Origin of the sequence: Mycolicibacterium sp. ND9-15 (assembly GCF_035918395.1) — a bacterium.
Classification (GTDB): domain Bacteria; phylum Actinomycetota; class Actinomycetes; order Mycobacteriales; family Mycobacteriaceae; genus Mycobacterium.
Genome location: NZ_CP142362.1, coordinates 2,005,886 through 2,030,288 on the forward strand (window position 1 = coordinate 2,005,886; position 24,403 = coordinate 2,030,288).

At 67.9% G+C, this 24,403-nt stretch carries 21 protein-coding genes; 6 read left to right on the forward strand and 15 right to left on the reverse strand.

Annotation, left to right across the window (positions count from 1 at the left end; genetic code table 11):
• The first annotated feature begins 17 nt into the window (after window positions 1–17).
• Entirely contained in the window at window positions 18–1,214 is a 1,197-nt protein-coding gene (locus tag QGN32_RS09865) for an alpha/beta hydrolase family protein (protein ID WP_326548388.1), read from the forward strand.
• Here the strand turns inward: QGN32_RS09865 and eccE are convergent.
• From eccE to QGN32_RS09925, 12 genes are all read right to left on the reverse strand, one after another.
• Window positions 1,201–2,118 (reverse strand): type VII secretion protein EccE, encoded by a 918-nt coding sequence (gene eccE, locus QGN32_RS09870; protein WP_326548389.1) that lies wholly within the window; start codon window positions 2,116–2,118, stop codon window positions 1,201–1,203. The two genes, QGN32_RS09865 and eccE, sit on opposite strands and share 14 nt — an antisense overlap.
• Window positions 2,115–3,521: a type VII secretion-associated serine protease mycosin gene (gene mycP, locus QGN32_RS09875; RefSeq protein ID WP_326548390.1), complete on the reverse strand. Its 1,407-nt coding sequence runs from the start codon at window positions 3,519–3,521 to the stop codon at window positions 2,115–2,117. The genes eccE and mycP overlap by 4 nt, the downstream gene beginning before the upstream one ends.
• A gap of 10 nt (window positions 3,522–3,531) precedes the next feature.
• Window positions 3,532–4,959 (reverse strand): type VII secretion integral membrane protein EccD, encoded by a 1,428-nt coding sequence (gene eccD, locus QGN32_RS09880; protein ID WP_326548391.1) that lies wholly within the window; start codon window positions 4,957–4,959, stop codon window positions 3,532–3,534.
• Window positions 4,941–5,807 carry an ESX secretion-associated protein EspG gene (locus tag QGN32_RS09885; RefSeq protein ID WP_326548392.1) on the reverse strand — a complete coding sequence of 289 codons (867 nt, stop codon included), beginning with the start codon at window positions 5,805–5,807 and terminating at the stop codon, window positions 4,941–4,943. The genes eccD and QGN32_RS09885 overlap by 19 nt, the downstream gene beginning before the upstream one ends.
• 6 nt (window positions 5,808–5,813) lie before the next feature.
• Window positions 5,814–6,104 (reverse strand): WXG100 family type VII secretion target, encoded by a 291-nt coding sequence (locus QGN32_RS09890; RefSeq protein WP_326548393.1) that lies wholly within the window; start codon window positions 6,102–6,104, stop codon window positions 5,814–5,816.
• A gap of 29 nt (window positions 6,105–6,133) precedes the next feature.
• Window positions 6,134–6,427, reverse strand: a complete 294-nt coding sequence (gene esxG / locus QGN32_RS09895; protein ID WP_326548394.1) for a type VII secretion system protein EsxG — start codon at window positions 6,425–6,427, stop codon at window positions 6,134–6,136.
• Between the two features lie 52 nt (window positions 6,428–6,479).
• A complete protein-coding gene (locus tag QGN32_RS09900; RefSeq protein WP_326548395.1) occupies window positions 6,480–8,045 on the reverse strand; it encodes a PPE family protein in 1,566 nt (521 codons plus the stop codon).
• Window positions 8,046–8,047: 2 nt separating this feature from the next.
• Window positions 8,048–8,356 (reverse strand): PE domain-containing protein, encoded by a 309-nt coding sequence (locus tag QGN32_RS09905; protein ID WP_326548396.1) that lies wholly within the window; start codon window positions 8,354–8,356, stop codon window positions 8,048–8,050.
• Window positions 8,356–12,345: a type VII secretion protein EccCa gene (gene eccCa, locus QGN32_RS09910; RefSeq protein WP_326548397.1), complete on the reverse strand. Its 3,990-nt coding sequence runs from the start codon at window positions 12,343–12,345 to the stop codon at window positions 8,356–8,358. Before eccCa ends, QGN32_RS09905 begins: the two co-directional genes overlap by 1 nt.
• Complete coding sequence (gene eccB / locus QGN32_RS09915; protein ID WP_326548398.1) at window positions 12,342–13,907, reverse strand: type VII secretion protein EccB; 1,566 nt, start codon at window positions 13,905–13,907, stop codon at window positions 12,342–12,344. Before eccB ends, eccCa begins: the two co-directional genes overlap by 4 nt.
• Complete coding sequence (gene eccA, locus QGN32_RS09920) at window positions 13,904–15,721, reverse strand: type VII secretion AAA-ATPase EccA (protein WP_326548399.1); 1,818 nt, start codon at window positions 15,719–15,721, stop codon at window positions 13,904–13,906. The genes eccB and eccA overlap by 4 nt, the downstream gene beginning before the upstream one ends.
• Window positions 15,722–15,892: 171 nt before the next feature.
• The gene (locus tag QGN32_RS09925; protein WP_326548400.1) at window positions 15,893–16,543 is read right to left on the reverse strand and encodes a TetR/AcrR family transcriptional regulator; all 651 of its coding nucleotides are present in this window, start codon (window positions 16,541–16,543) and stop codon (window positions 15,893–15,895) included.
• Between the two features lie 72 nt (window positions 16,544–16,615).
• On the opposite strand from QGN32_RS09925, the gene QGN32_RS09930 reads away from it, so the two are divergent.
• From QGN32_RS09930 to QGN32_RS09945, 4 genes are read left to right on the forward strand one after another with little or no spacing between them, the layout of a single operon-like run.
• Window positions 16,616–18,211 (forward strand): bifunctional 3-(3-hydroxy-phenyl)propionate/3-hydroxycinnamic acid hydroxylase, encoded by a 1,596-nt coding sequence (locus tag QGN32_RS09930; protein ID WP_326548401.1) that lies wholly within the window; start codon window positions 16,616–16,618, stop codon window positions 18,209–18,211.
• Window positions 18,208–19,080, forward strand: a complete 873-nt coding sequence (locus QGN32_RS09935) for an alpha/beta fold hydrolase (RefSeq protein WP_326548402.1) — start codon at window positions 18,208–18,210, stop codon at window positions 19,078–19,080. Before QGN32_RS09930 ends, QGN32_RS09935 begins: the two co-directional genes overlap by 4 nt.
• The gene (locus QGN32_RS09940; RefSeq protein WP_326548403.1) at window positions 19,077–20,081 is read left to right on the forward strand and encodes a VOC family protein; all 1,005 of its coding nucleotides are present in this window, start codon (window positions 19,077–19,079) and stop codon (window positions 20,079–20,081) included. Before QGN32_RS09935 ends, QGN32_RS09940 begins: the two co-directional genes overlap by 4 nt.
• 24 nt (window positions 20,082–20,105) lie before the next feature.
• Entirely contained in the window at window positions 20,106–21,137 is a 1,032-nt protein-coding gene (locus QGN32_RS09945; protein WP_326548404.1) for an amidohydrolase family protein, read from the forward strand.
• Between the two features lies 1 nt (window position 21,138).
• Here the strand turns inward: QGN32_RS09945 and QGN32_RS09950 are convergent, their stop codons facing one another.
• Window positions 21,139–22,026, reverse strand: coding sequence for a class I SAM-dependent methyltransferase (locus QGN32_RS09950; protein ID WP_326548405.1), 888 nt, complete (start codon window positions 22,024–22,026; stop codon window positions 21,139–21,141).
• Window positions 22,027–22,153: 127 nt separating this feature from the next.
• On the reverse strand, window positions 22,154–23,044 hold the full coding sequence (locus QGN32_RS09955; protein WP_326548406.1) for an oxygenase MpaB family protein: 891 nt from the start codon (window positions 23,042–23,044) through the stop codon (window positions 22,154–22,156).
• An 81-nt stretch (window positions 23,045–23,125) separates the two neighbouring features.
• Here QGN32_RS09955 and QGN32_RS09960 point away from each other — a divergent pair, with 81 nt between their 5' ends.
• Complete coding sequence (locus tag QGN32_RS09960; RefSeq protein ID WP_326548407.1) at window positions 23,126–23,740, forward strand: TetR/AcrR family transcriptional regulator; 615 nt, start codon at window positions 23,126–23,128, stop codon at window positions 23,738–23,740.
• On the opposite strand, the gene QGN32_RS09965 is transcribed toward QGN32_RS09960, so the two are convergent.
• Window positions 23,737–24,312 (reverse strand): VOC family protein, encoded by a 576-nt coding sequence (locus tag QGN32_RS09965; RefSeq protein ID WP_326548408.1) that lies wholly within the window; start codon window positions 24,310–24,312, stop codon window positions 23,737–23,739. The two genes, QGN32_RS09960 and QGN32_RS09965, sit on opposite strands and share 4 nt — an antisense overlap.
• Window positions 24,313–24,403: the final 91 nt, after the last annotated feature.

Below are 24,403 nucleotides of genomic sequence, written 5' to 3' on the forward strand. Positions count from 1 at the left end.
GGAGTTACCATGCGGACGTGAGCCAATCGGATGCCAACCCGATCGATCCACCCATCCCGGTTCCCGATGTACCCGGTGCCGACGCCGGGGCTCGCGGGCTTCCGCACCGGGCCGATCTCACGCGGCGCCAGCGGTTCATCGTCGATTCGTCCGCCGCGGCCGATATCGCGCTGCGCACCGCGGTCGCATCTCTGCTCGCGACCACGATGCTGCCGACGCTGGCGGGCGGGTTGCTCCGGTCGCAATCGCGCGCCGAACACGCGCAGTTGCAGTTCTACGCCGAAACTGCCGCGGCCAAGGATTCCGCGCGCTCGTTTCCGGCACCGACAACGTCGCCCCGGGTTGCGTCCCGCACCGCGAGCCCGCTCGCCGAGTGGATAGCGAGGGCCCGCGTCCAGAACATCCGGTTCGACAGCAGCTTCGAGGCGGTCAACCCGGCCTTGCGCGAACAGTGTCGTGGCTTCGAACGCAACAACGTCGTGCATGCCCAGCACTGGCGGCACGACGATGGTCCGCACCCGACGCTGTGTGTGATCCACGGGTTCATGGGCTCGCCGTATCTGTTCAACGGCCTGTTCTTCTCCCTGCCGTGGTTCTTCCGGTCGGGATACGACGTCCTGCTGTACACCATGCCCTTCCACGGTTCCCGTGCCGAGAAAGGTTCGCCGTTCAGCGGTTACGGCTTCTTCGCCAACGGGTTCTCGGGCTTCGCCGAGGCGATGGCGCAGGCCGTGCACGACTTCCGCTCTGTACTCGACTATCTCGAGTACACCGGTGTCGACCGCATCGCCTTGACCGGGATGTCGCTTGGCGGCTACACATCGGCGCTGATCGGGGCCGTCGACGACAGAATCCAGGCCGTCATCCCCAACGTGCCGGTGGTGGCGCCCGATCGGACCGTCGACGAATGGTTTCCCGCCAACAAGGTGGTGGGCCTGCGTAACCTGCTGTCAGGAACAGAATCCGAGCTCAGCAGCGCCGCGACCCTGTTCTCTTCACCGTTGAACTATGCCCCGCTGGTACCCAAGGACCGCCGGCTGATCATCACCGGACTCGGCGACCGGCTGGCGCCGCCCGAACAAGCCGAGATGCTCTGGGAACACTGGGACCGCTGCGCATTCCACTGGTTTCCCGGCAACCACGTTCTCCATGTCAGCCAGCCGGACTACCTACGCAGAATGACCCGCTTCATGCGCGACTTCATGTTCGACTGAGTTCGGGCTGCGACCCGGCCGGCCAGTCGATCCGCTCAAGCAGCCCCGCAAGAACCGGCTTATCCGCAACGTCCAACCGGCCGACGGCCTTGGGATCCAGCGCTGTGAGCAGCGGTCGTTGCACTCCCCTTTCGGCGATCAACCAGGATACGGGGGCGCTGCGCACCACGTCGGGAGTGCGGAAGGCACACGCTGCCGCGACGACGGGATCGGCTGCCGGGCCGCTGAATTCGATGGCGGTCCAAACCTCGCCCGGCTGTGACCACACCTCACCGAGTCGTTCGCCCAGCTTGTCGTCAACCGGAATCCCGAAGGCCGAGACGAAGCCGCGGTCGTCCTTGACTCCCCGCCACTTCTCGCGAGCTCCCTCACCCAGCGGCGCGTCGGTGTCATCGACCAGGATCGCGTCCAGGCCCGCCTCCCGGAGGTGATCGGCAAGGCGCCGTCCGGCGATCTGCGCGGTGTCGCGAAGCGGCAAGTCCGCGGAACGGGCCTGCGGGGCAACCAGGTTCGCCTTCGCGTCGAGCGTGAGGCTGATCCATGTGGTGCGGACACCGTTCCCATCGTGGTTGGTGACCCGAACCTTCTCGCTGCGGACACCGAACCGCTCGACGTAACCGAGCACCAACGGCAATGGCACACCGACAGCTGACGGGTCGGTCACCCGCAACACCACGGTCACCTGATTCGGATTCTGCGCCTTGGGTCTGGAGTGGTTACGCCGGAACACCGCCAGCCGCCGACCGATCATCGTCGTCACGAACTGCCCGCGCCACCAGGCGAACACCACCACCACGACGGCGACGGCGATTCCCACGATCCACCGGTCCGTGGTGGTATCCCACGGGTACGCCATGGCCGCCAGGACAACGGCCGACGACGCCAACGCAATTCGAACGGTCACGATGCCTCCGCTTGATTATCGAGGTTCCTTCGCCGATACGCCGCGATCGCGGCCGTGACGACGGCGATCAACGCCAGCACCCCGGTTCCGACGAATGCGACAACCTTCGGAGTCGAGTCGGGCGGTGCGGGTTGCGGCGGTGCGGCGACCGGTCGTGGCTCCCGCTCGGTATCGCCACCAACGGCCCTTGTCACGTCCCATGTCAACGCGGCAACGGGGTCGACCAGGCCGGCGCCGGTCAGGTTCGACGGGGCCCTCGCCGCTCCTTGTGCACCAGCGGTGAGCCGGTCCCTGACCTGTTCGGCGGTCAGTTCGGGAAAACGACTGCGCACCAACGCTGCAACGCCGGAAACGTAAGCGGCGGCAAAGCTCGATCCGTTCAGTGGATGCCACCTGCCCTGGTCGTCGGGCAACGCGTTGGCGAGACCGCCGCCCTCACCGTTGCCCACCGACGCGATGTCCTGGCCCGGGGCCGCGATCCCCACCCACGGTCCGGCCATCGTGAAATCCGATGGACGGCCGGCGGAATCGAGCGAACCGACCGAGAGCACGTAGGGCTGCCAGGACGACGGGATCGACACCGACGTGACCCCTGCCCAGTTGCGGGGATCCTCCGGCCGAGCCGGATCCGACAGCGGGTTCGACGGGCACGCCGAGCCCGGATTCAAGCCCATCTTGTTGTTTCCGGCCGCCGCGACGATCACCGCGTCCTTCTCGACGGCGGCGTACCGCAGTGCCGCGCCGAGTTCGTTCTGGTCGACGGATTCGGTGGCGGGAAGACAGGTGACCGCGGAGATGTTGATCACCCGCGCACCCAGATCCGCCGCCCGGACAACCGCGCGGGCCAGGGTCGCGACGTCGAGCGCCACACGTGCGGTGGCCTGATTGCCCCCCATGTCGCTCGGTGAGAACCGCGACGAGGTGGACCGGATCGCGAGGATCCGGGCACCCGGTGCCACGCCGGAGAACCCGTCGGGTCCCGGTTGGCCCGCGATCAGGCCGGCGACCAGCGTCCCGTGCCCGTCGCAGTCGGTCAGTCCGTCGGTGGACTCGACGAAATCCCCGCCGGCATCGACGTTCGGCAGCCGCGGCCCGGGTCTGACCCCGGTGTCGATGACCGCGACGACCTGTCCGTCACCGCGGCTGTACTCCCATGCGCCGTCGAGGTTGAGCAGCTTCTGGTTCGACCCGGGCACACCGGGGTCGGTGCCGGGTAGCACACCGGTGGTGACACATGGGCCGCGTTGAGCCATCGGCTGCACCGGGCCCGCGGCGCCCGAGGGGGGCCGCACCGCCGGATCCACCTGAGGTGGAGTGATCGCCTGTGCCATAGGGCAACTCACGCCCACGACGGTCAGCGTCACCGCCGCGCCCGCGAAAACGGCACGGAGTCGGTCGCGCATCACCTACGCCTCATCGGTTCAAGACCCAGGCGAACAGCCCTACCAGGTACGCCAGCACCGGGATCAGCGATCCGTCGAGGCCGGACGCCAGGAACCCGACCAGGCGGCGCATCGGCAGGGAATACGTGTCGGGCGACGCCACTCTCGGGAACATCGCGACGATCACCCACACCGCCGTCAAGCCGGCGAGCGCCGCCAGCGCCCACCATGCCGCGGCGATGCGGTCGTCGACGCTGAAGACCACCAGGAACGAAATCGCCAGCAGGAAAGGCTGGCTCAACAGCCATGCCTTGCACGGCGCGGAATCCCACACCCTGGCGCGTAGCACCGAGCCGAGCGCCACGGCTGCCACGATGTACCACGCCCAGATCGAAACTCCCTGGGGGGCAGCCAATGTCAATGCTCCGGTGGTGGACAGCAGCACCCCGCCGGCGATGAATCCGGACTGGTGCGAATCGCTGATCCGGACGCGGCGCGGCAGATCGGCGAGCACCTTCAGGGGAGGCGGCGCAGGTGTCGGGTCACCGGGGGCGGGGATCACCGGTACGGGCAGGCGTGACCACATCGCGGACAACTGGGCGGCTTGCACCGTGACCACCAACGCCAAGACCACCAGAATGGCACCGACGATGACGTGATCCAGATGCCAGATGGTGGCGGCTCCGGCGGTGATCAGGGCACCGGCCCCGACGGCGCTGGCGGCCGTGAAGACCGCGATCGCTCGCTGTGCCACGACGATGCTCATGATCGACCACGCCGTCACGCCCGCGGCGGCCAGCAGTACGTGGGACGGTCCGAACTCGCCGGGTACCGCGAGCCCGAGGGCCACGGCGATCGGCGCCAATGCCGCCACGGCCAGCGCGGTGCCGAGCCGAGGTGAGCGGCCCCACGTGAGCAGTGCAGCCAGCACCGTGAGCGCCGCGACGCTGCTGGCGACGACGAGACCGACGAATCCGCCGCTGAGGTCGCTGTGTGCCGCAGCGAACGCCGTCGCGACCGAGATGAGCGTCACCACTGCCGCAGCCGCGCCGCGCGCGATATGCGCAGCACCCCAGGGCCTTTCCCGGGCGGCCGAGAAGATGACCGCCGCATCGCCGATGTCCTCGACGATCCGCGGTGCGGCGGGGCCGGCGGGAAGCGGCTGCAGCGCAAGCAGATCGCCGTCGACGACGCCGACGGTGTCCAGCGTCGCATCGAGGCTGAACGGTGCGCCGCCGACCGGTGCGAGGGAGAGGACGACAGGTGCGGCATCGCCGAACTCCTCGTCGGCAGGCATCGCCATCCGCCGCACCGCAGGCAGGATCTCGCGCAGGGGAAGCTCGGCCGGCAACGCCATGTCGGTGACTCGACCGCCCGCCTCGCCCGCGGCAAGCACGGCGACGCGAACGATCGGCATCACCGCCGTCGGTGAGGCGCCGGTCATTGAACTGTCTGCCATTGATGTTCCGTTCTCTGGTCGGAGTCGAAGTTTCGGGTCAATCGGAGGTCGGGGAACCACGCCCCGTCGGGCAACGTTGCGGTGAGCCGCTCGACGGCCGCCGCGATCGCCAGCGGCGTACCGGGAGTGAACGTCGACACCCATTCGCCGTCGAACGCCTTCGACGGGTGGACGAGAACCCTGCCTTCGCGGGTGTCGACGACACTGACGCCGACATCGGTGCTGACGCGGTGACCGTCGCGGTGGTCTCCCGCGACGATCTCCACATAGCTGCGGTCCGTCGCATAGGCGGCTTGGACGACGGCGCGCGCGCTCGGCGGGATGCCGAGGAACTCGACGACGTCGTCCAGTGCCGCGCCGTTGCGCAGCTGTTCGTCGGCGCGCGCGCCGATCCGCGCGGGGATGGCGAACTCATCGAAGCGGGCGGGTGGCCGGCCCGAGAGCCCCGCGGTCAGGATGGGCACCAGAGCCTGCGGGTGATCCACGTCGAGTGCGGTCAGCGTGACGAGGCCGCCGCCGCGCAGCGCCACGACGGTGTCCTCGTCGCGACGGGCGACGTGTCCGCGCAGCATGTCGCCCGAGTCGCGGACGAATCTCAGTTCGAGCCACCGCCGAGGCCGGCACGTCGTCGTGACCCATTGTCGGACATTGGGTTCGACGGCCAGGTCGGGAGTCATCACACCCAACTTCACCAGTTCGGCCGACAATCTGGCCTCGAACGTCGCACGCGCGGCGTCCTCGCTGTAGGGCGGGGTGATGGCGAGCACCCAGGGGTAGCTTCCTGCCCCCAAGGCGTCGGCGACGAACCAGGCCTGCTCCGCGGTCAGCTCGACAGCGTTAACTGCCACCGCGGTTCAGCCACCCCATTTGGCGCCTTCGGCCTGGTCCCGAGCGCTCATCGCCATCGTGTTCTGCTCGTGGGTGGCCGCCATCGCACGGTATGCGCGCACGAGTTCCTCGAGAGCGAGGTTCCACTGCGCCTGCCACGCCTGGTAGGTGGTACCGGTGTCGCCCTGCCAGGCGCCCGCCAATGCCGCCTGCTCGCTGGCGATGTCGGCGCCGACGGCGTGCAGCGCCCCCGCGTAACCGCCCATCTCGCCGGCGTGGGCCAGCATGGCCGGGTAGTTGTACATGATCTGAGACATCAGGTTCTCCCTTTAGGTCAGTTCGAAGTTCAGATACCGGTGTAGGTGCTGGCCGCTGCGGCGTCCTGCGCCACGTAGGTGCCGGCCGCGTCGCCGAGATTGACCTGGGCGATGTCCAGCAGTGCATTGACCTTCGCGGACACTTCGAGAAAGCGGGCGTGCGAGGCCTGGAAGGCGGCCGAGGACTCACCCATGTGGAACGCCTGCGCCGACTGCGCAGCCTGCTCGGCCTGCGCCATGGTGCTGCGCATCAGCGCGGCCTTCGCGGAGAACGTGGCCTCCGATGACACGAGTTGCGGGATGTGAGCGTCCAAGAGGCTCATGGATTTTCCTTTCGGATCGTGGTTCGGCGAATGTGGTTTCGATCAGCTCTGTTCAGTCGTGTTCTCCCCCCTTGCGGTCCCAGTCGCTGGGCAGCATGGGCTCGGTGGGCCCACCACCGAACGAGTCGCCGGCCAACTCGGTGAGCCCGCTGGCCTGCTCGGCGTCGGACGTGGCCGCCGCGCCGGTGAAACCGACTGCGCCTGCGCCCTTCTCGGATGCCACCACCCGCGGCCGGCGGGCCGGTTCGCGCGGCGGGGCCACCTCATCAGGGTCGTCGGGCTCGTAATCCAGGTACGCATCGGCGTATTGGCGTTGGTGGATTGGCTGCGGGCGTTTCCGGCGGGCCTTGCGCTTGGCCAACGCCGACGCCGCGGCTGCGGCGGCGGCCGGAGCGGCGATATCCGATGCGGGCGCCTTCACACTTGTGCCCTCCCGGAATGTCGGGGAGACACCACCTTCCGGTTCGGGACCCGGCACCGCGTACGGCACCGCGGCGGCGACCGCGGGCGCGGGCGCGCCGGGGGGCGGTGGCGCGCCCACTCCCACCGACGGAGCGGGTGCGGGCGGCGCCGTGGTCACCGTCGGTGCAATGGCGGTCACCGGTGGAAGCGTTTCGGCTCGCGGCTCGGCGACCGGCCGGACGGCGGCGGGCGCTGGGGCAGGCGCAGGTGCAGGAGCCGGTGCCGGTGCGGCTGCAGGCGTCTGGGCCGGCAGCAGGGCGGCGATCATCAACGGGATGAATATCGGAGCGCTGAGGATCAGCGACCACGTCGTCCAGCCGAGCGGCTGGGTGATCGCCTGGTAGAGCACGAATAGCAGCACCAGCCCCGACCCCGGATTCAACAGCCATCCGAGGAAGCCGCTCATGAATTCGTTGAGCAGATCCAGGATGCTGCCGAAGAACTGCCGCGCGAAGTTGAGGATCAACTCGAAGAAGTCCTCGAAGAACTTCGCGATCTGCTGCAGAAAATCCGCGATCGAGTCCGCGATGTTTCGCGCCCCACCCGCGTCGGCGGCGGTGGCCATCGCGGCGAACTGCTGCGCATCGGCGGCGGCCGAACCCGCCTCGCCCACGCCCGGCGTCAACATGAAGGGCGCGGGCGGCGTGACCGGTGTCGCCGCCACCGCCGCACCCGACACCGCCTGGTAGACGCTCATCGTCGTCGCGGCCTGGATCCACATCCGCACATAGTCGGCTTCGTTCAGCGCGATCGGGATCGTGTTGATACCCAGGAAGTTCGTGGCCAGCAACACCGCGTGTGTGGTCTTGTTGAGCGCCAACTCGGGCAACGTCGGCATCGTGGCCAACGCCGTGGTGTAGGCGGCCGCGGTCGCCCCGTGCTGCGCCGCCGCGGCCGCGCTCTTCGCGCTGGCCTGCGCCAGCCAGGCAAGGTACGGCGTATGGGCGGCCGCGTACTGCGCGGCGCTCGGCCCTTCCCAGGAGCCGCCCTGCACCGCACCCAGTATCGCGGTCAACTCCGCTGCGGCAGAAGAATACTCACCCGCAAGTGACTGCCACGCTCCCGCCGCGGCCAGCAGCGAACCCGGTCCGGGTCCACTGCTCAGCATCGCCGAGTGGACTTCAGGAGGAAGTGCCATCCAGATGGGAGCGGTCATGATCAGCTGCCGGCGACCAGGTAACTCGCCGCTGCCGCCGCGTCACCGGTGGCGTAGCTGGTAGCGGACTGTCCGACGCCGATGCCGGACCGGCCGAGCTCCTCGACACCGAGGGCGGCGACCGTATTGTGCTGGGTGCCATGGGCGCTCAGGCTGGCGGCGGTCTGCAGCGACACCGCGTCTGCGGCCGGCGGCGCCACGGCGGTGACCGCGGGCGCGGCGGCGGCGTGGGCCGCGGCCAACCGGGCCGTGAGTGCCTCCACGGCGGAAGCCGCCGCGGCGAGGCCTTCGGGGACGACACGAAGAGTCATCAGTTGAGCTCCCTTCCACTGTTGCCGTTGTTGCCGGTGCTTTGCGCAACCGCGTCCGCGAACGGGTTGACGAGTTGCAGGAAGGTCGGGGTATCGCCATCATCGACCAACATCGCGCGACCCGCGGGCAACCGGCGGAACCGATGGCCGCGAATCTTGCCGCTGTCCTGCGGATTACCCGACAGCATGAGGATCGTCGCCTGCAGTTCGTTGAGGCGACGCAGCAACGGTGCGGTCATCAGTGCGTGCGCAGAACCGGTCGCCCGTGCGGTGACGATGACGCGCAAGCCCAACTCGCTTGCCTGCGACAACAATCCGATGATGCCGGTCCAGGGCCGCTGCCCGACGAACGGGCCGCTGACCGCGGGTGCGTCGGGGATCTGGTCGACGTCGTCGATGATCAGGTAGTGGGTGTGGGTGTCCTCGCCGGACCGGTAGCTCCACCGGCTCAGTTCCTGCGGGGAGAGGTTCGCCGGCGGACGACGCTTCTCGAGCAGCGCCGTCAGCCCCATCATCGCCGGGGTGATCCGGTCGATGTTCGGTGTGTACTCGTTGTCCGGGAACAACGGTTCGTCGACCAGGTGCAGGCGACGATCGATCACCGTGAACGCCACGCGGTCGGGCGTGGAGTTCTCCCGCAGGGTACGGATCAGGTGACGCAGCAGCGTCGTCTTGCCGGACTTGGCATCGCCGAACACCATCAGCAACGGGTTCTGCTCGAACGCCATCGACACGGCCGCGAGATCCTTCTCGCGCTGGCCGACGACGACCCGTTCCGGTGCCGGATACAACGGGGCCAGCACGCTCGGCGGCAGGTCGTGCGGCAGCAGCCGCACCGGCGGTGCGCCGGCGCCGCGATGGCGCTCGTTGATCACCGCGATGTCACGCAGTGACGGTTCGGCGAACAAGAAGTGCTCGGCTGCCATGGTCAGGCCGCGACCGGGCTGATCGGCGGGCACCGCTTCGGCTGGCCGCCGCAGCGCACCGGTCACCCGGACGTTGCTGTCGCGGGCGTCGGAGAGTTTCAGCTCGAGGCGCAGCCCGAGGCCGTCACGCATCGCCAGTGGCACCTCGAGCCAGTTCGGGGTGGTGATGACGACGTGGATGCCGTAGGACATCCCGGTGTTGACCAACTCGGTGACCTTGGCCAGCAACGGGTTCCGCGTGTTGAAGGTGTCGGTGTTGTCGCGGCTGAACGCGTACAGGTTGTCGATGACCAGGAACACCTCGCCGTACTCGTCGCGCCGGCCGTTCCCCGAGTGACCGTGCGCCTGGCGGGCGCGTAGCAGCTGTTCGAGCTCGCCGAACGTGCGCCGGATGCGCTCGGGTTCCAACGGCGAGGCGACACTGCCGACGTGAGCCAGGTCTTGCAGCGAACGGAGTTGACCGCCGCCGTAGTCCAGGCAGTAGAACGTCACGTCGCGCGGCGTGTGCAGGGCGGCCGCGGACAGGATGAACGTCTGCAGCGCAGTCGTCTTACCCGACTTCGGCCCGCCGTGGATCAGCACGTTGGCCGCCGCGGACCTGGCGTCGAAGATCAGCGGGTCGCGGCGCATCGCGAACGGCCGGTCGATTTCGCCCAGCGGCCAGCGCAGTTCGCGCTCGGCGACATCGACGCGGGCGACCAGCTCGTCGAGCGGGATCGAATCCTCCAGCGGCAGCAGCCACAGCCGCGGCGCCTTCGGACCGTAGTGCGCGAGCTGATCGCCGATGGTGGCGATGAGCTTGCGGGGCGCGCGCTCCTCGTGAACGGCCGGATCGGACATGATGACGGTCTCGGCGGGCGCTTCGACGTGACCGGCGGTGAATGGTCGCGGCACCGGAACCGATTGCACCACAACGGACTTCTCGATCCGAGGCGGATCATAGATGCCGTCGACATAGGTGCTGCGGAACTTGACCGGCATGGCCCCCGGCGTCGGCACCAGGAAGCCCTCACCCTTGTGTTCGGGGCCGGCCTCGATGTGAAACGCGTCCTCCACCCCGATGATCTGGCGGCTGACGGCCGGACTGGCCACCTTGAGCCCGATTCGATACGAGGTGTTCTTGTCGATGTCCTTGATCCGGCCCACATCCAGCGTCTGCGACGCGAACAGGATGTGGATGCGGAACGAACGTCCCTTGCGCGCGACGTAATCGAACAGGTCGGCGTACTCGGGATGATCCGACAGCATCAGCGAGAACTCGTCGGCGACGATGAGCAGTGTGGGCAGGGGCGGAAGGTCGTAGGCCGCCGCTGTCGACGAATCACGGTAAGCCTCGTACTCGAGCACCGAGTTGAACGCGCTGCCCTGCACCCGGCGGCCGGCCTCCATCAGCAGTTGCTCGCGCCGGGCCACCTCGCCGCGCAGGGTGTCGGCGAACCGGTCGGCGAGTGAACGCTTCTCGGCCATGTTCGAGATCACCGCGACCATTTGCGGGAAGTCACGGAAGATGTCGGCCCCGGCCTCACCCTTGAAGTCGGCGTAGATCACGATCAGCCGGTCCGCGGAGTGAGTGGTCAACAGCGACAAGAGGATCGACATCAACGTCTGCGATTTACCCGAGCCGGTCATACCGATCATCAGGCCGTGCGGGCCCATGCCGCCCTCCGCCTCGTCCTTGAGGTCGAAGGCGAGCGGTTCGCCGGTGGCGGTCACACCGATGGGCACCCGCAGTTCGTCAGCGCGCGTCCGCGGCGCCCACAGGCTCGCCACGTCGAGCGCGGCGGCATCCGGGATGCCGAGCAGTGTGGAGAAGGTGGCGACACCGGCGCTGCCGGTGCGGGCATGGCTCGGGTTCGTCTCCCACTTCGACAGCCGGCGTGCGATGTGGCGTGCGGTCGCGACGTCGAGTTGGTCGGCGGCGTCAACGTACGACTGCCAGCCACCCGTGTGCCACCGCTGCAGCTTGCCGTCCCTCAACTGCAGAATCGGCCGCTCCGGATCGGCGTACTGTTCGCGGTGTGGCGGTTCGGCGATGCGCTGCACCAGCGTCACACCGGCCAGTCCGCCCCGAGGGACCAGTGCGGCGGTGTCCGCATCGGGATCGTCGACGACGATGATCAGATGTTTGACTTCTGCTTCGTCGCCGCCGGCGCCGAACGCCGATCGGTCATCGAGCGCCGGTGCCAGCAGCGAGCGCAGTTCGACGATATCGGACGCCAGGTAGCGGGCCGGTCCGGCCCCGTCGACCGCCCCGGGAACGTCGTTGTGCGGCAACCACTTGAGCCAGGCCCAGTCCTCGCTCTCGATGTCCGGCGCGAGCAGCGCGATGCCAAGCACCGCCGGGTCGTGCCAGGTGACCGCCTGGGCGATCCAGGCGCGCAGCGCATCTCGAACCTCGTCGGGTTCGCCGAGGACCGTGATGCGGGAGACCTTGCCGAGGTCGACACCGGTCGGCGCCGCACGCACCGTCCGCTGCACATCGAGAAGTGCCCGTAACGTGCTGTGCGACACCGGCTCCAGGTCGACCTCGTCCGCGCTGTCCTTCACCCGCAGCGTGGCGTTCAGCGGGGTGTCGTGGGTTCCGAGCCGCACCACCAGGAAATCGGAGTCGTGGGGATCGCGTTCCCACTGTCGGCGCGTGCCGGGCACATCGATGAGCAGCCCCGGATCCGGATGCGACCACTTCAGCGCCGCACGCTGCTCGCCGGCGTGCGCGCGCACGTTGTCCCTGACCACCGACAGATAACGCAGATAGTCGGCCCGCTCGGCGTCGACTTCCTCGGTGCGCATCTTGTTGTCGGTGCCGCGGTAGAGCGCGGTGGCGGCCAACAGCAGCACGAACGGGAAGAACAGCGTCGTCGGTGAGATCAGCCGCATGCCCGTCGCGAACAGCGCGACGATCATGCCCACGATCAGGATGACGATCAGGTAGGGCAGCACCCGTCGCAGCAGCGACGCCGGGATCACCCGGGGCAGTTCGGGTGGCGCTTCGATCGTGATGGTGCCCTTGCGCGTCGTCGGCACCGGGATGCGGCGACGCGCCTCGAAAATGAGTCGGCTCACGGACTTTCCCTCACGACGGCGGGTCGGGGGTCGGCGGCCAGTGCGTCATGGGCCAGCAACGCGTCGCCGCGCGACAGCGTCGGACCGGGCGCGAACTGGCTCAGCATCGACCATGGAATCGGTACTGCGGGCCCGCTGAGCCCGAGCGCGGAGATGGTGTCCTCGTCACCGGCCTCGTCGAGGCCGTAACGCACGCCGACGTCGCTGAGCCAGAAGGATGCGCCGCCGACGGGGGCCGTCGAGGCTCCCCCGTCGTCCTGTCCGACCGTCTGGACCAGGTACCCGCGGCCGGGTGTCAGTGCCACCCGGTTCGCGGTGGTGCCGAAACCGGCCCCGACCAGCGGGACGGTACGCAGTTCGTCGGCCACCGGCAACGTGACCCCAGAACGGAGTTCCAGCGTTGCGCTGGTGGCGTCGGCGGGTCGCGTCCATCGAGCACAAGTCAGCGGGGCATCGGCGGCCTCGACGAGCGAAAGCTGTTGGCGGGGATACGCATCGGTGTCGATGACGTCGGCCACGGGCAGGCGCGCGATGTGGTCGGCGCCCAGGCGCGGCGGCTGGTCGAGGCCGAACGAGTTCGTGTTGCGCATGATCGCAGCGATCACCGGCGAAATCGGTTGCAGGCCGTCGGCCAACACCGCGTAGTGACGCAGCGTGTTGTCGGCGGCAAAGGCGGCCACCACCGCACCGGCCGGTGCCGGCACCGGCAACGGGTACCGCGGCGGGTCGCCCGCGCCCGGGACGACGGGCGGAGTAAGTGCGGGCGCCTCCGGCACCGCGTTGAACAGACCGGGCGCAATCGGACGGGCGTCGAGCGGCCCGGTGCCCAGGCCCAGAGCGCTGGTGACCGCGCGGTCGTTCATGTCGATCGGGCTCCGACGGCCGTCCCACAGCAGCCAGGTTCCCGCGTTCGGGCCGCTCGGGTTCGCAACCAGGATCGCTTTGTCGTCCGGAAGCGGGACCGCGCGCTCGCCGCCGTCGCTCAGCGCGCCCGCGATCATCGTGACACCGACAGCGGGTCCGGAAACCCCGTCGCACACCGTCCAGTCGGCGTCGTGAGTCGTGTTCTGCACCATGCGTTCCGGCGCCCCGGGTATGCCGATCAGATTACCGCGGGGAAACTGGTCGATCTCGCTCGTCTTGACCTGTGCGGGGTTGTCCGGGCGGCCGGCGATGAGGCGCGCGGAGGTCAGGTTCAACACGGGGTGCAGTTGTTCGCCGAGGCGGACGTACAGGGCCGAGGTGGTGCGGTCGGCCAGAATCGCGTCGTTGCCGGCCACCCCGCCGGGGCGGATCAGCGAGAAGACGAAGCACCCGGCGAGGCCGGTGATCAACACCAGCGCACCGACGAGCACCGAACGGGTCTGGGTGCGGAGCGGGTCGACGAGCATGCGGGTGTCGTGCAGGGCGACACCGGATGCGATGCGCCGCATGACGAACCGCCATCCGGTCACCTGATGGCGGGTGACGAACCCGCGGCGGTACACGACCCGGTCGGGGTTCTCGTTGGCCGGTGTTCGCGAGGTGAAGGCCCGACGATCCGGACTGTCGGGCTGGGTCATTCGGGCACCGCCAGACCGAGGCCGCGCAGCAGCGGAATGGCGGATCGGGTGACGTCCTCGTCGGTGATGGTCATCAGCTCGTCATCTGTGAAATCGTCGGAATCGGAGTGGTCGAGTCGATACTCGCGCTCCTCTTCGGAGCGCTCGACCAGGTTGCGGACGAACCGGCCGTTACCGGCGATGTCGAGGTTGCGTCTGTCCACGCCTGCGGCGTCCGGTGTGGTCACCGAAGCCAGTTGGCCGAACAGCTTTTCCATGTGCGCGAGTGCCGCCGGTTCGAAGACACTGTCGCGCTTCTCAGCCATGCGGACCGCGATCTCGACCAGTTCGTGCGCGGTGTACGACGGGAAGTCGATGCTGCGCGTGAAACGGGACCGCAGACCCTCGTTGGTGTCGAGGAACGCGTCGAGATCCTTGCGGTACCCGGCGACGATGACGACCAACCGCTCGCGGTCGTTCTCCATGCGCGCCAGCAGGGTGTCGATCGCGACCAGTCCGAAGTCGTTCTTGGCTCCCGTCGACACCAGCGCATAGGCCTCGTCGAGGAAGAGCACCCCGTCGAGCGCGCTGTCGATGATCGCGTTGGTCTTGGCCTCTGTCTCGCCGATGTGCTGGCCGATCAGGTCGGCACGATGCACCTCGCGGACCGTCTCCTTTTTGAGAATGCCCAGCCCACAATAGATTTTGGCGACCACGCGCGCGATCGTGGTCTTACCGGTGCCGGGCGGGCCGGCGAACACCAGATGGTTGGTGCGCTGGGCCACGGTCAGGCCGCGCTCCTGGCGGCGGAGCGCCATCGCGACCGAACTCTTCAGCCGCGCGACCTGATACTTGACCTCTTCGAGGCCGATGAACTCGGCGAGCTCGGCCTCGGCCTCAACCAGCAGATGCGCCTTGCGCTCCTTGGCGCCCGCGTCGACGAAGTCGGCCTCGTTCGGCTCGGTCTCCGGGTCCCATGGGTCGGAGCGGCCCTCGATGCGCGCCGCCGTGGTCGGCACGATGCCGTACGAGGTGTCCGACAGCGCGAGTTCGACCTGCTCGTTCTCGGGGTTGGCGGCGTAGAGCTCGGCGAGCACGTCGGCGGCGTCGAGTTCCTCGCCTTGCGCCCGCAGGCACAGCGCCTTGACCAGAGTGCCGTCCACGGTCGCGACATCGACTGGCCCGGCGGGCTCTTCGAGGTACGACAGCGCGGGGGCGTACATGCCGAGGCGGGCCAGCGAGGTGCCGAGCGCGACGCGCACCGCATGCGCGTACGTCTCGTCCAGCCGCGTGTCGTTGACGATCGGGGTGATCAGCCGGACCACATCCGACCAGCGCTCCGCGCGGTAGTACATCGCGACCCGCACCCACCGCGCGTCGAGCCAGTTCGGACGCCGAGTGATCAGCGGCTCGACCAGTTTGTCCGCCGCGGCGAAATCACCGGCATTGCACAGCATTACGGCGTGGGCCAATACAAAGTCGTCGGGTGCCGCCGCAGAGAACTTGAGGTAGAGCCCGGTATCGTAGGTGAACGCCAGGGCGCCCTCGGCGAGTTGCACGTGGCGCTGCAGCACCCCCGCGGTCGTGACGGTCCGCCAGACGGCTTCGAGGACCTTGGGACTGGTGTCACCCGCAGCCGCCAGCCCTGTCCACGCATCGCACTGGTCCCGGGCGATGCGAGTGAGCTCGCTGAAACCGGCGCGGGCCGCGACCGGGTCCGGTGGGCGCCGACGCTCGTGCACCGACAGTCCCAGGGCTCGGCAACATGTGGCGAACCGACTCACCACGTCGTGGTCGACGCGCGAAGTCGCGGCAGAATCGGTTGGTAGCGGCACGCGCCGTGATCTCCCCGGAGTTATGGCAGCCTAACTTTAGTTCGCACGAAGTTAGCATTGACTAAGCTAACTTGTACAGACTCACGTGCTGCCCGCGAACAGGCGAAAGCGCGACAGCCAAATGGGTTGTGCACTGCCGATTGGTTGTGGATCAGGTGAAGAACATGTCGTTCACCGGGCGTTGTCCTCGATCATCGCGACGGCGGTGGCGTAGACCGCGCGGGCGTGAAGTTCGAACATCTCGATCAGGTTGATAGCGTCGCCGCCGATTTCCCTGGTGATGAACAGTCCGTCGGCGCCGGCGAGCGCGTAAGTGGCCAGTTGGTGAACCTGCGCGTCGGTCAAGCCCGGTATCAGTCCCCCGAGTCCCGACGTGAGCGTCCGGTATGCCTGCTCGCGTACCTCGATGAACATCGCTCGCGCTCGCGGTTCGACGGGACGTCGCTCCAAAGCGAGCATCAGGCCCAGCCGGATGAAGTCCGGTGAATCGAGCAGAGCTTTGGCAGCTCGGGCCGCCACCGCCTCGAGACGCTTCACCGCCGAGCCGTCGGCAGGCAGTTGCCATGCCGTCAACCACGTGCCGAAGCTGCGTTCGATGACCGCGGCGAGCAGGTCGTCTTTGTCTTTGAAGTGCCAGTAGATCGAGCTGGCCGGCAAGCCGCACTTCGCGCTGACAGCGCCGATGCTGGTGCCTTCGTAGCCGCGCTCCGAGGCGATTTCGGTTGCGGCGTCCAGGATTCGGGCGCGCGAGATTTCTCCGTCGGCGCGTCGCCGCCTCTTGCCGGGGGGTTCGTTGTCGGCCACCGCCTGACCCTTTCCCATGCTTGACTCTGTAGCGTTCACTACGCTACCGTAGTGATCACTACAGAACAAGTGGACCGACCGGAGCCGGCAGTGAGCGATCTGACATGCGACGTGGCGGTGGTCGGCTACGGCCCCACCGGTGCCACTGCCGCGAACCTGCTCGGCCGGCTCGGCCTCAAAGTGGTTGTCGTCGAACGTGATCCCGACGTGTACTCCCGCGCACGCGCCATCTCCACCGATGAAGAGGTACTACGGGTGTGGCAGTCGATCGGTCTGGCCGACCGGCTCCAGCGCGACATGCTGCCCGATCGGCCGGTGGCCTTCGTCGACGCCGAGGGCGTGCCGTTCATCGAGACCGCCATCACCGGCCGCGGCTGCGGGCATCCGCCGCAGCAATTCATCTACCAGCCCGCCATCGACCAGGTGCTGCGCGAAGGCGTCACCCGATTCCCGAATGTCGAGGTGCTCCTCGAAGCCGAATGCCTCCGCGCCCTGAACAAGAGCGACCACGTCGAATTGTTGATCGGCGACCTGCGCGCCGACACCCTGCGCCGGGTCCGCGCTTCGTACGTTATCGCCGCCGATGGTGGCTCCTCACCGACGCGCGGCCTGCTCGGCATCGGCTATACCGGACGCACCTACGGGGAGCGCTGGGTGGTCATCGACACCAAGGTGCTCAAGCGGTGGGATGCCCACGACCGGTTGCGCTTTCATTGCAACCCCGAGCGCCCGACGGTCGACTGTCCCACCCCACTCGGACACCACCGCTGGGAGTATCCCGCCAGCGCGGGCGAGGACGAGAAAGCGCTCGTGAGGGACGACTACGTGTGGAGGGTTCTCAACGATCAGGGCATCACCGACGAACACGTCGAGATCCTGCGCGCGGTGGTCTACAGCCATCATGTCCGCGTCGCCGACCGTTGGCGCGTGGGCCGGGTCTTCCTCGCCGGTGATGCGGCCCACGCCATGCCGCCGTGGATCGGGCAGGGTATGTCGGCCGGCGTACGCGATGCGGCCAACCTGTGCTGGAAGATCGCGGCCGTCGTGCGCGGGCAGGCCCCCGAAGCCCTGCTCAACTCGTACGAGACCGAACGCAAACCCCATGTCACCGAGGTCACCAGGCGTGCCGTCGTCGTCGGCAGGGTCATCACCGAGCGGCGTAGAAGCGTGTGCGCATTGCGCAACCACGTTCTTCGCGTGCTCACCAAGCTTCCCGGCGTACTCAGCGGCGGACAAAAGCTCTACTGGATTCCTGACGCCCGTTACGACGACGGGTTCTTCGCCACGGACCAGCATTCGGCCTCCGGGTGGCAGATCCCGCAGCCCTTGGTGACCGACGACAGCGGCACCACTGTGCGACTCGACGACCTCCTCGGCGGGCAGTGGGCCGTCCTGCACACCGGCCCCGCCCCAGCCGGCAACTCCGCCTGGAAAGCGATCGGCGCCCCGGTGATCTGCTTGGCCGGCCCGCGGGCGACACCATCGCCGGGAATCGTCACCGACTGCAACAACGAACTTCGTACCTGGCTCGTCGCCAAGAACGCAGACGCCGTCGTTGTCCGGCCCGACGGGTTCATCTATGCCGCAGCACGATCCGGGCAGCCGCTGGCACCGCCACCGGTCGGCCTGACCACGTCCTGCCCTTCAGCCACCGTCACCACAACCCGAGAGGGAGTCACCGCATGATCACCGCCGACCTGACCGAACACACCGTCACCGTGAGCGAGAAGCCGATCTTCTACGCCGAAACCGGCTCCGGACCGGCGGTGGTCATGCTGCACGGCGGCGGACCCGGCGCCTCCGGCGTCTCGAACTACTCCCGCAACATCGACGCCCTCGCGGCGCGCTACCGCGTCATCGTCCCCGATATGCCCGGCTACGGCCGCTCGGTCAAGGGTGTCGACCAGTCCGACCCCTTCGGCTATCTCGCCGACATGATCCGCGGCCTCCTCGATCACCTCGACATCGACACTGCGCATCTCATCGGCAACTCCTACGGCGGTGCGGCCGCCCTGCGTCTGGCCCTGGACACCCCGCAGCGGGTGAACAAGTTGGTGTTGATGGGTCCCGGCGGTATAGGCACCACGAGAGGTCTGCCCACCGCGGGGCTGAACAGTCTGCTTGGCTACTACGGCGGCGACGGCCCCAGCCGCGACAAACTTGAGATGTTCATCCGCACTTACCTCGTCTACGACGGCGCATCGGTACCCGACGAACTGATCGACCTGCGCTACGAGGCCTCCATCGACCCCGAGGTGGTGGCCGACCCGCCGCTGCGCCGCCCGTCCGGGCCATTCGCGCTCCGCACGCTGTGGCGCATGGACTTGACCCGCGACCCCCGACTCAAGACGCTGCAAACCCCGACACTGGTGCTGTGGGGTCGCGACGACAAGGTCAACAAACCAGCCGGCGGACCCGCGCTGCTCAACGCCATGCCCCACGCCGAACTGATCATGACCTCGCGGACCGGCCACTGGATGCAGTGGGAACGCGCCGGACTGTTCAACCGGCTTGCCATCGAATTCCTCTCCGCGGGAGGGCTTTTCGTGTCATGACCGACCGCTGCGTGTTCGGGAACGTGCACCTGGGTTACCTCGTCGTGGAGACCGACCGCTTCGCCGACTGGCGCCGCTTCGGCCGCGACGCCATCGGCATGCACCTCGACGACACCCTGCGCGACGTCGTGCGATTCCGGCTCGACGACCACCAGTGCCGGTTTCTGCTGCAACGCGGACCCGCCGAAGATGTCACCGCCGTGGGCTGGCAACTCGACGACCACGCCACCTTCGACGAGATCCTGCGCCGCGTCACCCGCCACGGCGTCCCGGTCACCGACGGCACCGCCGAAGAAGCCGCGCTGCGCGGCGTGGAACGCCTCGTGCGCATCCCGGGACCCAACGGCCTGGCCCAGGAACTGTTCACCCGCGCCCACACCACCCCCGACCCGCTGACCGTGCTCAGCCGCGGCTTCGTCACCGGTAACTCCGGCATGGGCCACGTCGCGATCACCTCGAAGAAGCCGCATCAGATGCGCGGCTATTACGACACCCTGTTGGACGCACGGCTCACCGACTACATCGACGAGACCATCAGTGGCGTCAAGCTCAAGATCCGGTTCCTACGGGTGAACGAGCGACACCACTCCATCGCGATCGCCGCAGTGAACCGGTTGCCGCTCAACCCGATCCGCACCCGTATCCAGCACCTCAACATCCAAGCCGCCGACCTCGACGACGTGACCGCCGCCTACCAGCGGGTCAAGGAGCTCGGCTTCGCCATGGCGCTGTCGATGGGCCAGCACACCAACGACAGGGAACTGTCCTTCTACGCGATGACCCCGTCCGAATTCGAATGGGAAGTCGGGTGGAATCCCGTGGTCATCGACGAACAAACCTTCGAACCCGCTACCTATCGGGGCATCAGCATCTGGGGCCACACCCCCGAGGGACAGACCATCATCGACAAGCTGCACCAGTTCAAGACCGGCGCCCAGTCGCTGCTGCGCCGCGAAGACGCCGTGCCCGCCCTCGCCGGCGCCGGCATCCCCGACAACTGACACCGCGAAAGAAGACGTTCCAGCGTGACTCGCATCGACACCCACCACCACGCCATACCGCCCTTCTACCGAGACGCGCTGCGCAAGGCCCGCATCGACGACGCCGGCGGCCGCGCCCTGCCCGACTGGAGCCCCGAGGCGTCCCTGCAGGCAATGGACGAGCTCAACGTATCGACCGCGATCCTGTCGGTGTCCACACCAGGCACCACCTTCCTGTCCGCGGGAGGCGACGCCGCAGCGTTGGCTCGCGATCTCAACGACTACGGCGCCCAACTCGTCGCCGACAACCCCGCACGATTCGGCTTCTTCGCCACCATCCCCATGCCTCACATCGGCGAATCCGCCGCTGAGGCCGCCCGCGCTCTGGACACGCTGCACGCCGACGGCGTGGTGCTGCTGGCCAACAACGCCGGCACCTACCTGGGCCAAGACGGCCAAGACGACCTGTGGGCGGCCCTCGACGAGCGCTCAGCCGTCGTGTTCGTCCACCCGGCCGACCTACCGGGCCCGACCGTCCCCGGCGTGCAGCCGTTCGCCGCGGACTTCCTCCTGGACACCACCCGCGCGGCGTATCTCCTGGTGCGCAACGGAATACGCCGCAAGTATCCGAACATCAGATTCATCCTCAGCCACGCCGGTGGGTTCGTGCCCTATGCCAGCCACCGCATGGCCGTCGCCATCGCAGGTGACACCGGCGCCAGCCCCGCCGACAGCCTCGACGACTTCGCGAGCTTCTACTTCGACACCGCGCTGTCCTCCAGCGCCGCAGCACTACCCACGCTGCTCGCCTTCACCAAACCCGGCCGCATCACCTTCGGCTCCGACTGGCCCTTCGCACCGCTGCCCGCGGGCAAGCTCTTCGCCGCCGGCCTGGAGGTTTACCCAGCCATCGATACGCAGACCCGTTCTGCCATCGAACACGACAACGCACTCGCCCTATTCCCGCGGCTCGGAACCTTTCCAGCACACACGCCGCCGGCACCACGCGCGCGGATCCGGTATGCGGTCAGTCGGACGGTGATGCGCGGAGTTGCCAGACTCATCGACACCCGGTAGCTCACGCCTTGACGGCGCTCACCAGGCTTATCGTGCTGATCATCGTCGCCGCTTCGGAGTCCTCCGCCGGTACCGGACGACCGTGCGCACGCAGATAGTCCGGCAGTGGTGTGGCCTCGGTATGCCAGCCGCGGGCGCCGAACCACTGCGCGGCGGGCTCGTGCTGTTCGTTGTAGACCAGGTTGAAGAACGTGTTCTCGTCGCCGGCGGCGCGCTCCTCTTCCTGCTTGGCTTGAAACGCTGCGGCGTCCATCGGCGTCGCTTCCTCCACGGCGGCGTGGCTGCCGCGTGCGGCCAGGGAGTCGATGCCGGTGAACAGCTGGAGTTGGGCCTCGGCGGGCAGATAGATCAGGAGCCCCTCGGCAATCCAGGCCGATGGCTTCCCCGCGTCGAAGCCGTTGTCGCGCAGGGCTTGTGGCCAGTCGTCGCGGAGGTCGACCGGAATCTCGCGGCGTTCCGCGCGCGGGGTGTGTCCGGCGAGCGTCTGGCGTTTGAACTCGAGCACCTGCGGTTGGTCCAACTCGAACACCACGGTGCCGTCGGGCCACTCGAGGCGATACGCGCGCGAGTCCAGACCCGCGGCCAGCAGCACGACCTGGGGAATACCCGCGGCGCCGGCCCGGCGGAAGTAGTCGTCGAAGTAGCGGGTGCGAACGCCCTGGAAGTTGACGAAGTCCACACCGAACTCCGACCTGAGCGCATGCTCGGGGGCTCCCCCGTCGAGCAGTGCGGCCCACTCCCCACCCGCCGACCGGCAGAACACCGCTGCGAACGGGTCGACCGCGACCGGATCGGCCTTCTGCGCCTCCAGTGCGCGGGCGGCCGCGACGAACAACGCCGTCGAGCCCACGCTGGTGGTGATGTCCCAGCTGTCGTCATCGGTACGCATGTACTTGTTTGTACGCCACCAACCTGGCAGCCACCGCGTCTAGTGGGCATCGAGATCGCAAAACCGCCATTTGCGAGGCTATTTCGCGATCCGGGTGCACACAGGCGGGCCGCGCCCGGCGCGCGACCTAGACCAATGGGCGGCCCATGCGAACGCGCCAGTCCAGATCCTTGAGCAGCACGTTGAACGGGAACTGCCGGACGAAGCGCGGCATCACGTTGTTGACGCGGCCCAGCGCGGCCATCATGCGGTTGAACCGGCGCTGTTTGGCCGCGTCCCACGGTAGCCCCATCTCGTCGCGGAACCGCTGGGGAAGAAAGCCTGTCGTGATGAAGAGGTTGACGGCATCCGTGCGCTTCTGCAGCCACGCCGGAACCTTGACGTTGCCGATCCGGCCCGCGGCGATCGGCCACAGGTACTCGCGCACCGCTTCGTCGATGTGCACCTTGTCGAGCGACTCCTGCCAGTACTCGTCGAAGGCCTTGCGGTCGGCCGGCCACATCTCCGCGGGCACCTGCAGCGTGGTCCCCAGCGCAGCGCCGTCACGATAGTGGCGGTCCGCGGACTCGTCATCCATCTCGCCGACGAAGATCCGGTACACGTCGACGAAGCCCTTGTACAGGCATGCGGCCACCCACAGCTGCAGGTCCCTGCTGAACGCGCTGTATTCGACCGGGCTGTCCGGCAGCGAGTACACCTCGGCGTGCGACCGGTTGATCGCGCGCCGGTACGTCGCCTTCTGCTCGTCGCTGCCCGCGAGCGCGACGGCGAGGTACGTGAACGTGGTCCGCGCCCGCTTGATGGGGTGCCGGTCGGCGCGGCCACTCTCGACCCGGCTGTCCTTAACGCCGTAGCCGACGCCGGGCCGCGCGAGCTCCATGATCACGTTGGCCGGCCCGGACAGCAGCCCGATGCCGAGCATGGCGTCCTCCGGAGCGACGTCTCGCCGCAGCCGCACCCCGGGCAGGACCGGATCGTTGACCGCTCGTCCGACGTGGTCGATCGGCTCGGAGACCATGAGAGACCCCTATCGCGCAAAAGTGAGAACAGGTGTTTCCTGATATTGCCCCCGGTCGAAGCCGGGTGTCAAGATGGCGTTGTGGCACAGGTCCGTCCGTATCGCGGCGTCGACGCGAGCGAGCGTCTCGCGCAGCGCCGGCGCCGCCTGCTCGAGGCGGGCCTCGACCTGCTCGGCGCAAGCGGCCAGGATCCCGCCGACTTGACGGTGCGGGCGATCTGCGCCGAGGCGGGGCTAGGTGTCCGCTACTTCTATGAGTCGTTCACCGACAAGGACGACTTCGCCGGCCAGGTCTACGACTGGGTGATAGCCGACATCGCGGCGACGACCCAGGCTGCGGTCGCCGCGGTGCCCGTGCGGGAACAGTCACGTGCGGCGATGGCGAACATCGTGCGCACCGTCGCCGCCGACCAGCGTGTGGGTCGTCTGGTGTTCAGCGTTCAACTGTCCAATACGGAGATCGTGCGCAAGCGCGCGGAGTCCACTGCCCTGTTCGCGACGTTGCTATTCCAACACGCAGGCGCGCTCGAGACCGAACTCGACGAGGCAACAGCGCATTTCGCCGTCGGTGGAGTCCGCCAGACCATCAGCGCATGGCTGGCGGGCACGCTTCGACTCGACTGGGACGAGCTTGTCGACCGGCTCGCGGGCGGCATCGACGCGCTCTCGGGCCTGCAGACGTCCGGGAACCGCTAGGCGGTCACCCTGGGGCGCCGGTCGGCGGCCGTCTTCGGCGTCGCACCCGCATCGCTGTCGGTGAACTCCCTGGTCCAGCAGGCGAATTCGAGCGTGATGCCGTCGGGGTCGAGGAAGTAGAACGATCGGACGTAGACGCCGGGATGCACGGTCGGCGAGACCTGCGCCTCGCTCTCGTCGTGGTTGAGCACCGGACCGACCCGCACACCCTTGTCCTTGAGGCGCTGCCGGTACTCGTCGAACCTCTCGGCAGGCACGTGGAAAGCCAGGTGGTTCATCGTGCTGACCGCGCTGACGATGTCGCCGATCCCCGGAATCGCCTCTGGCGAGGAAATGCCCGGCACTCGGTCCGGCGCATCGGCGAACCAGAAGAACGCCACACAGTCGCCGTTGCCCGCGTCGAAGAAAAAGTGCTGCCCCATGCCTCCCGGCAGATCGAGCGACTTGATCAGCGGCATCCCGAGAATGTTGCTGTAGAAGTCGACGGTCTTCGCCATGTCCGAGCACACCAATGCCACATGATTGATACCGCCGAGCTGGAACTCGGAGTTTGGATTGTCGGGCCTGATCACCTGGCGCCTCCTAAGGCGAATCTCTGGCCAGAAACGCAAATCGAATTTAGCATCAGGTGCAATCTCGAGCAATGACGAACGGACCGGCACT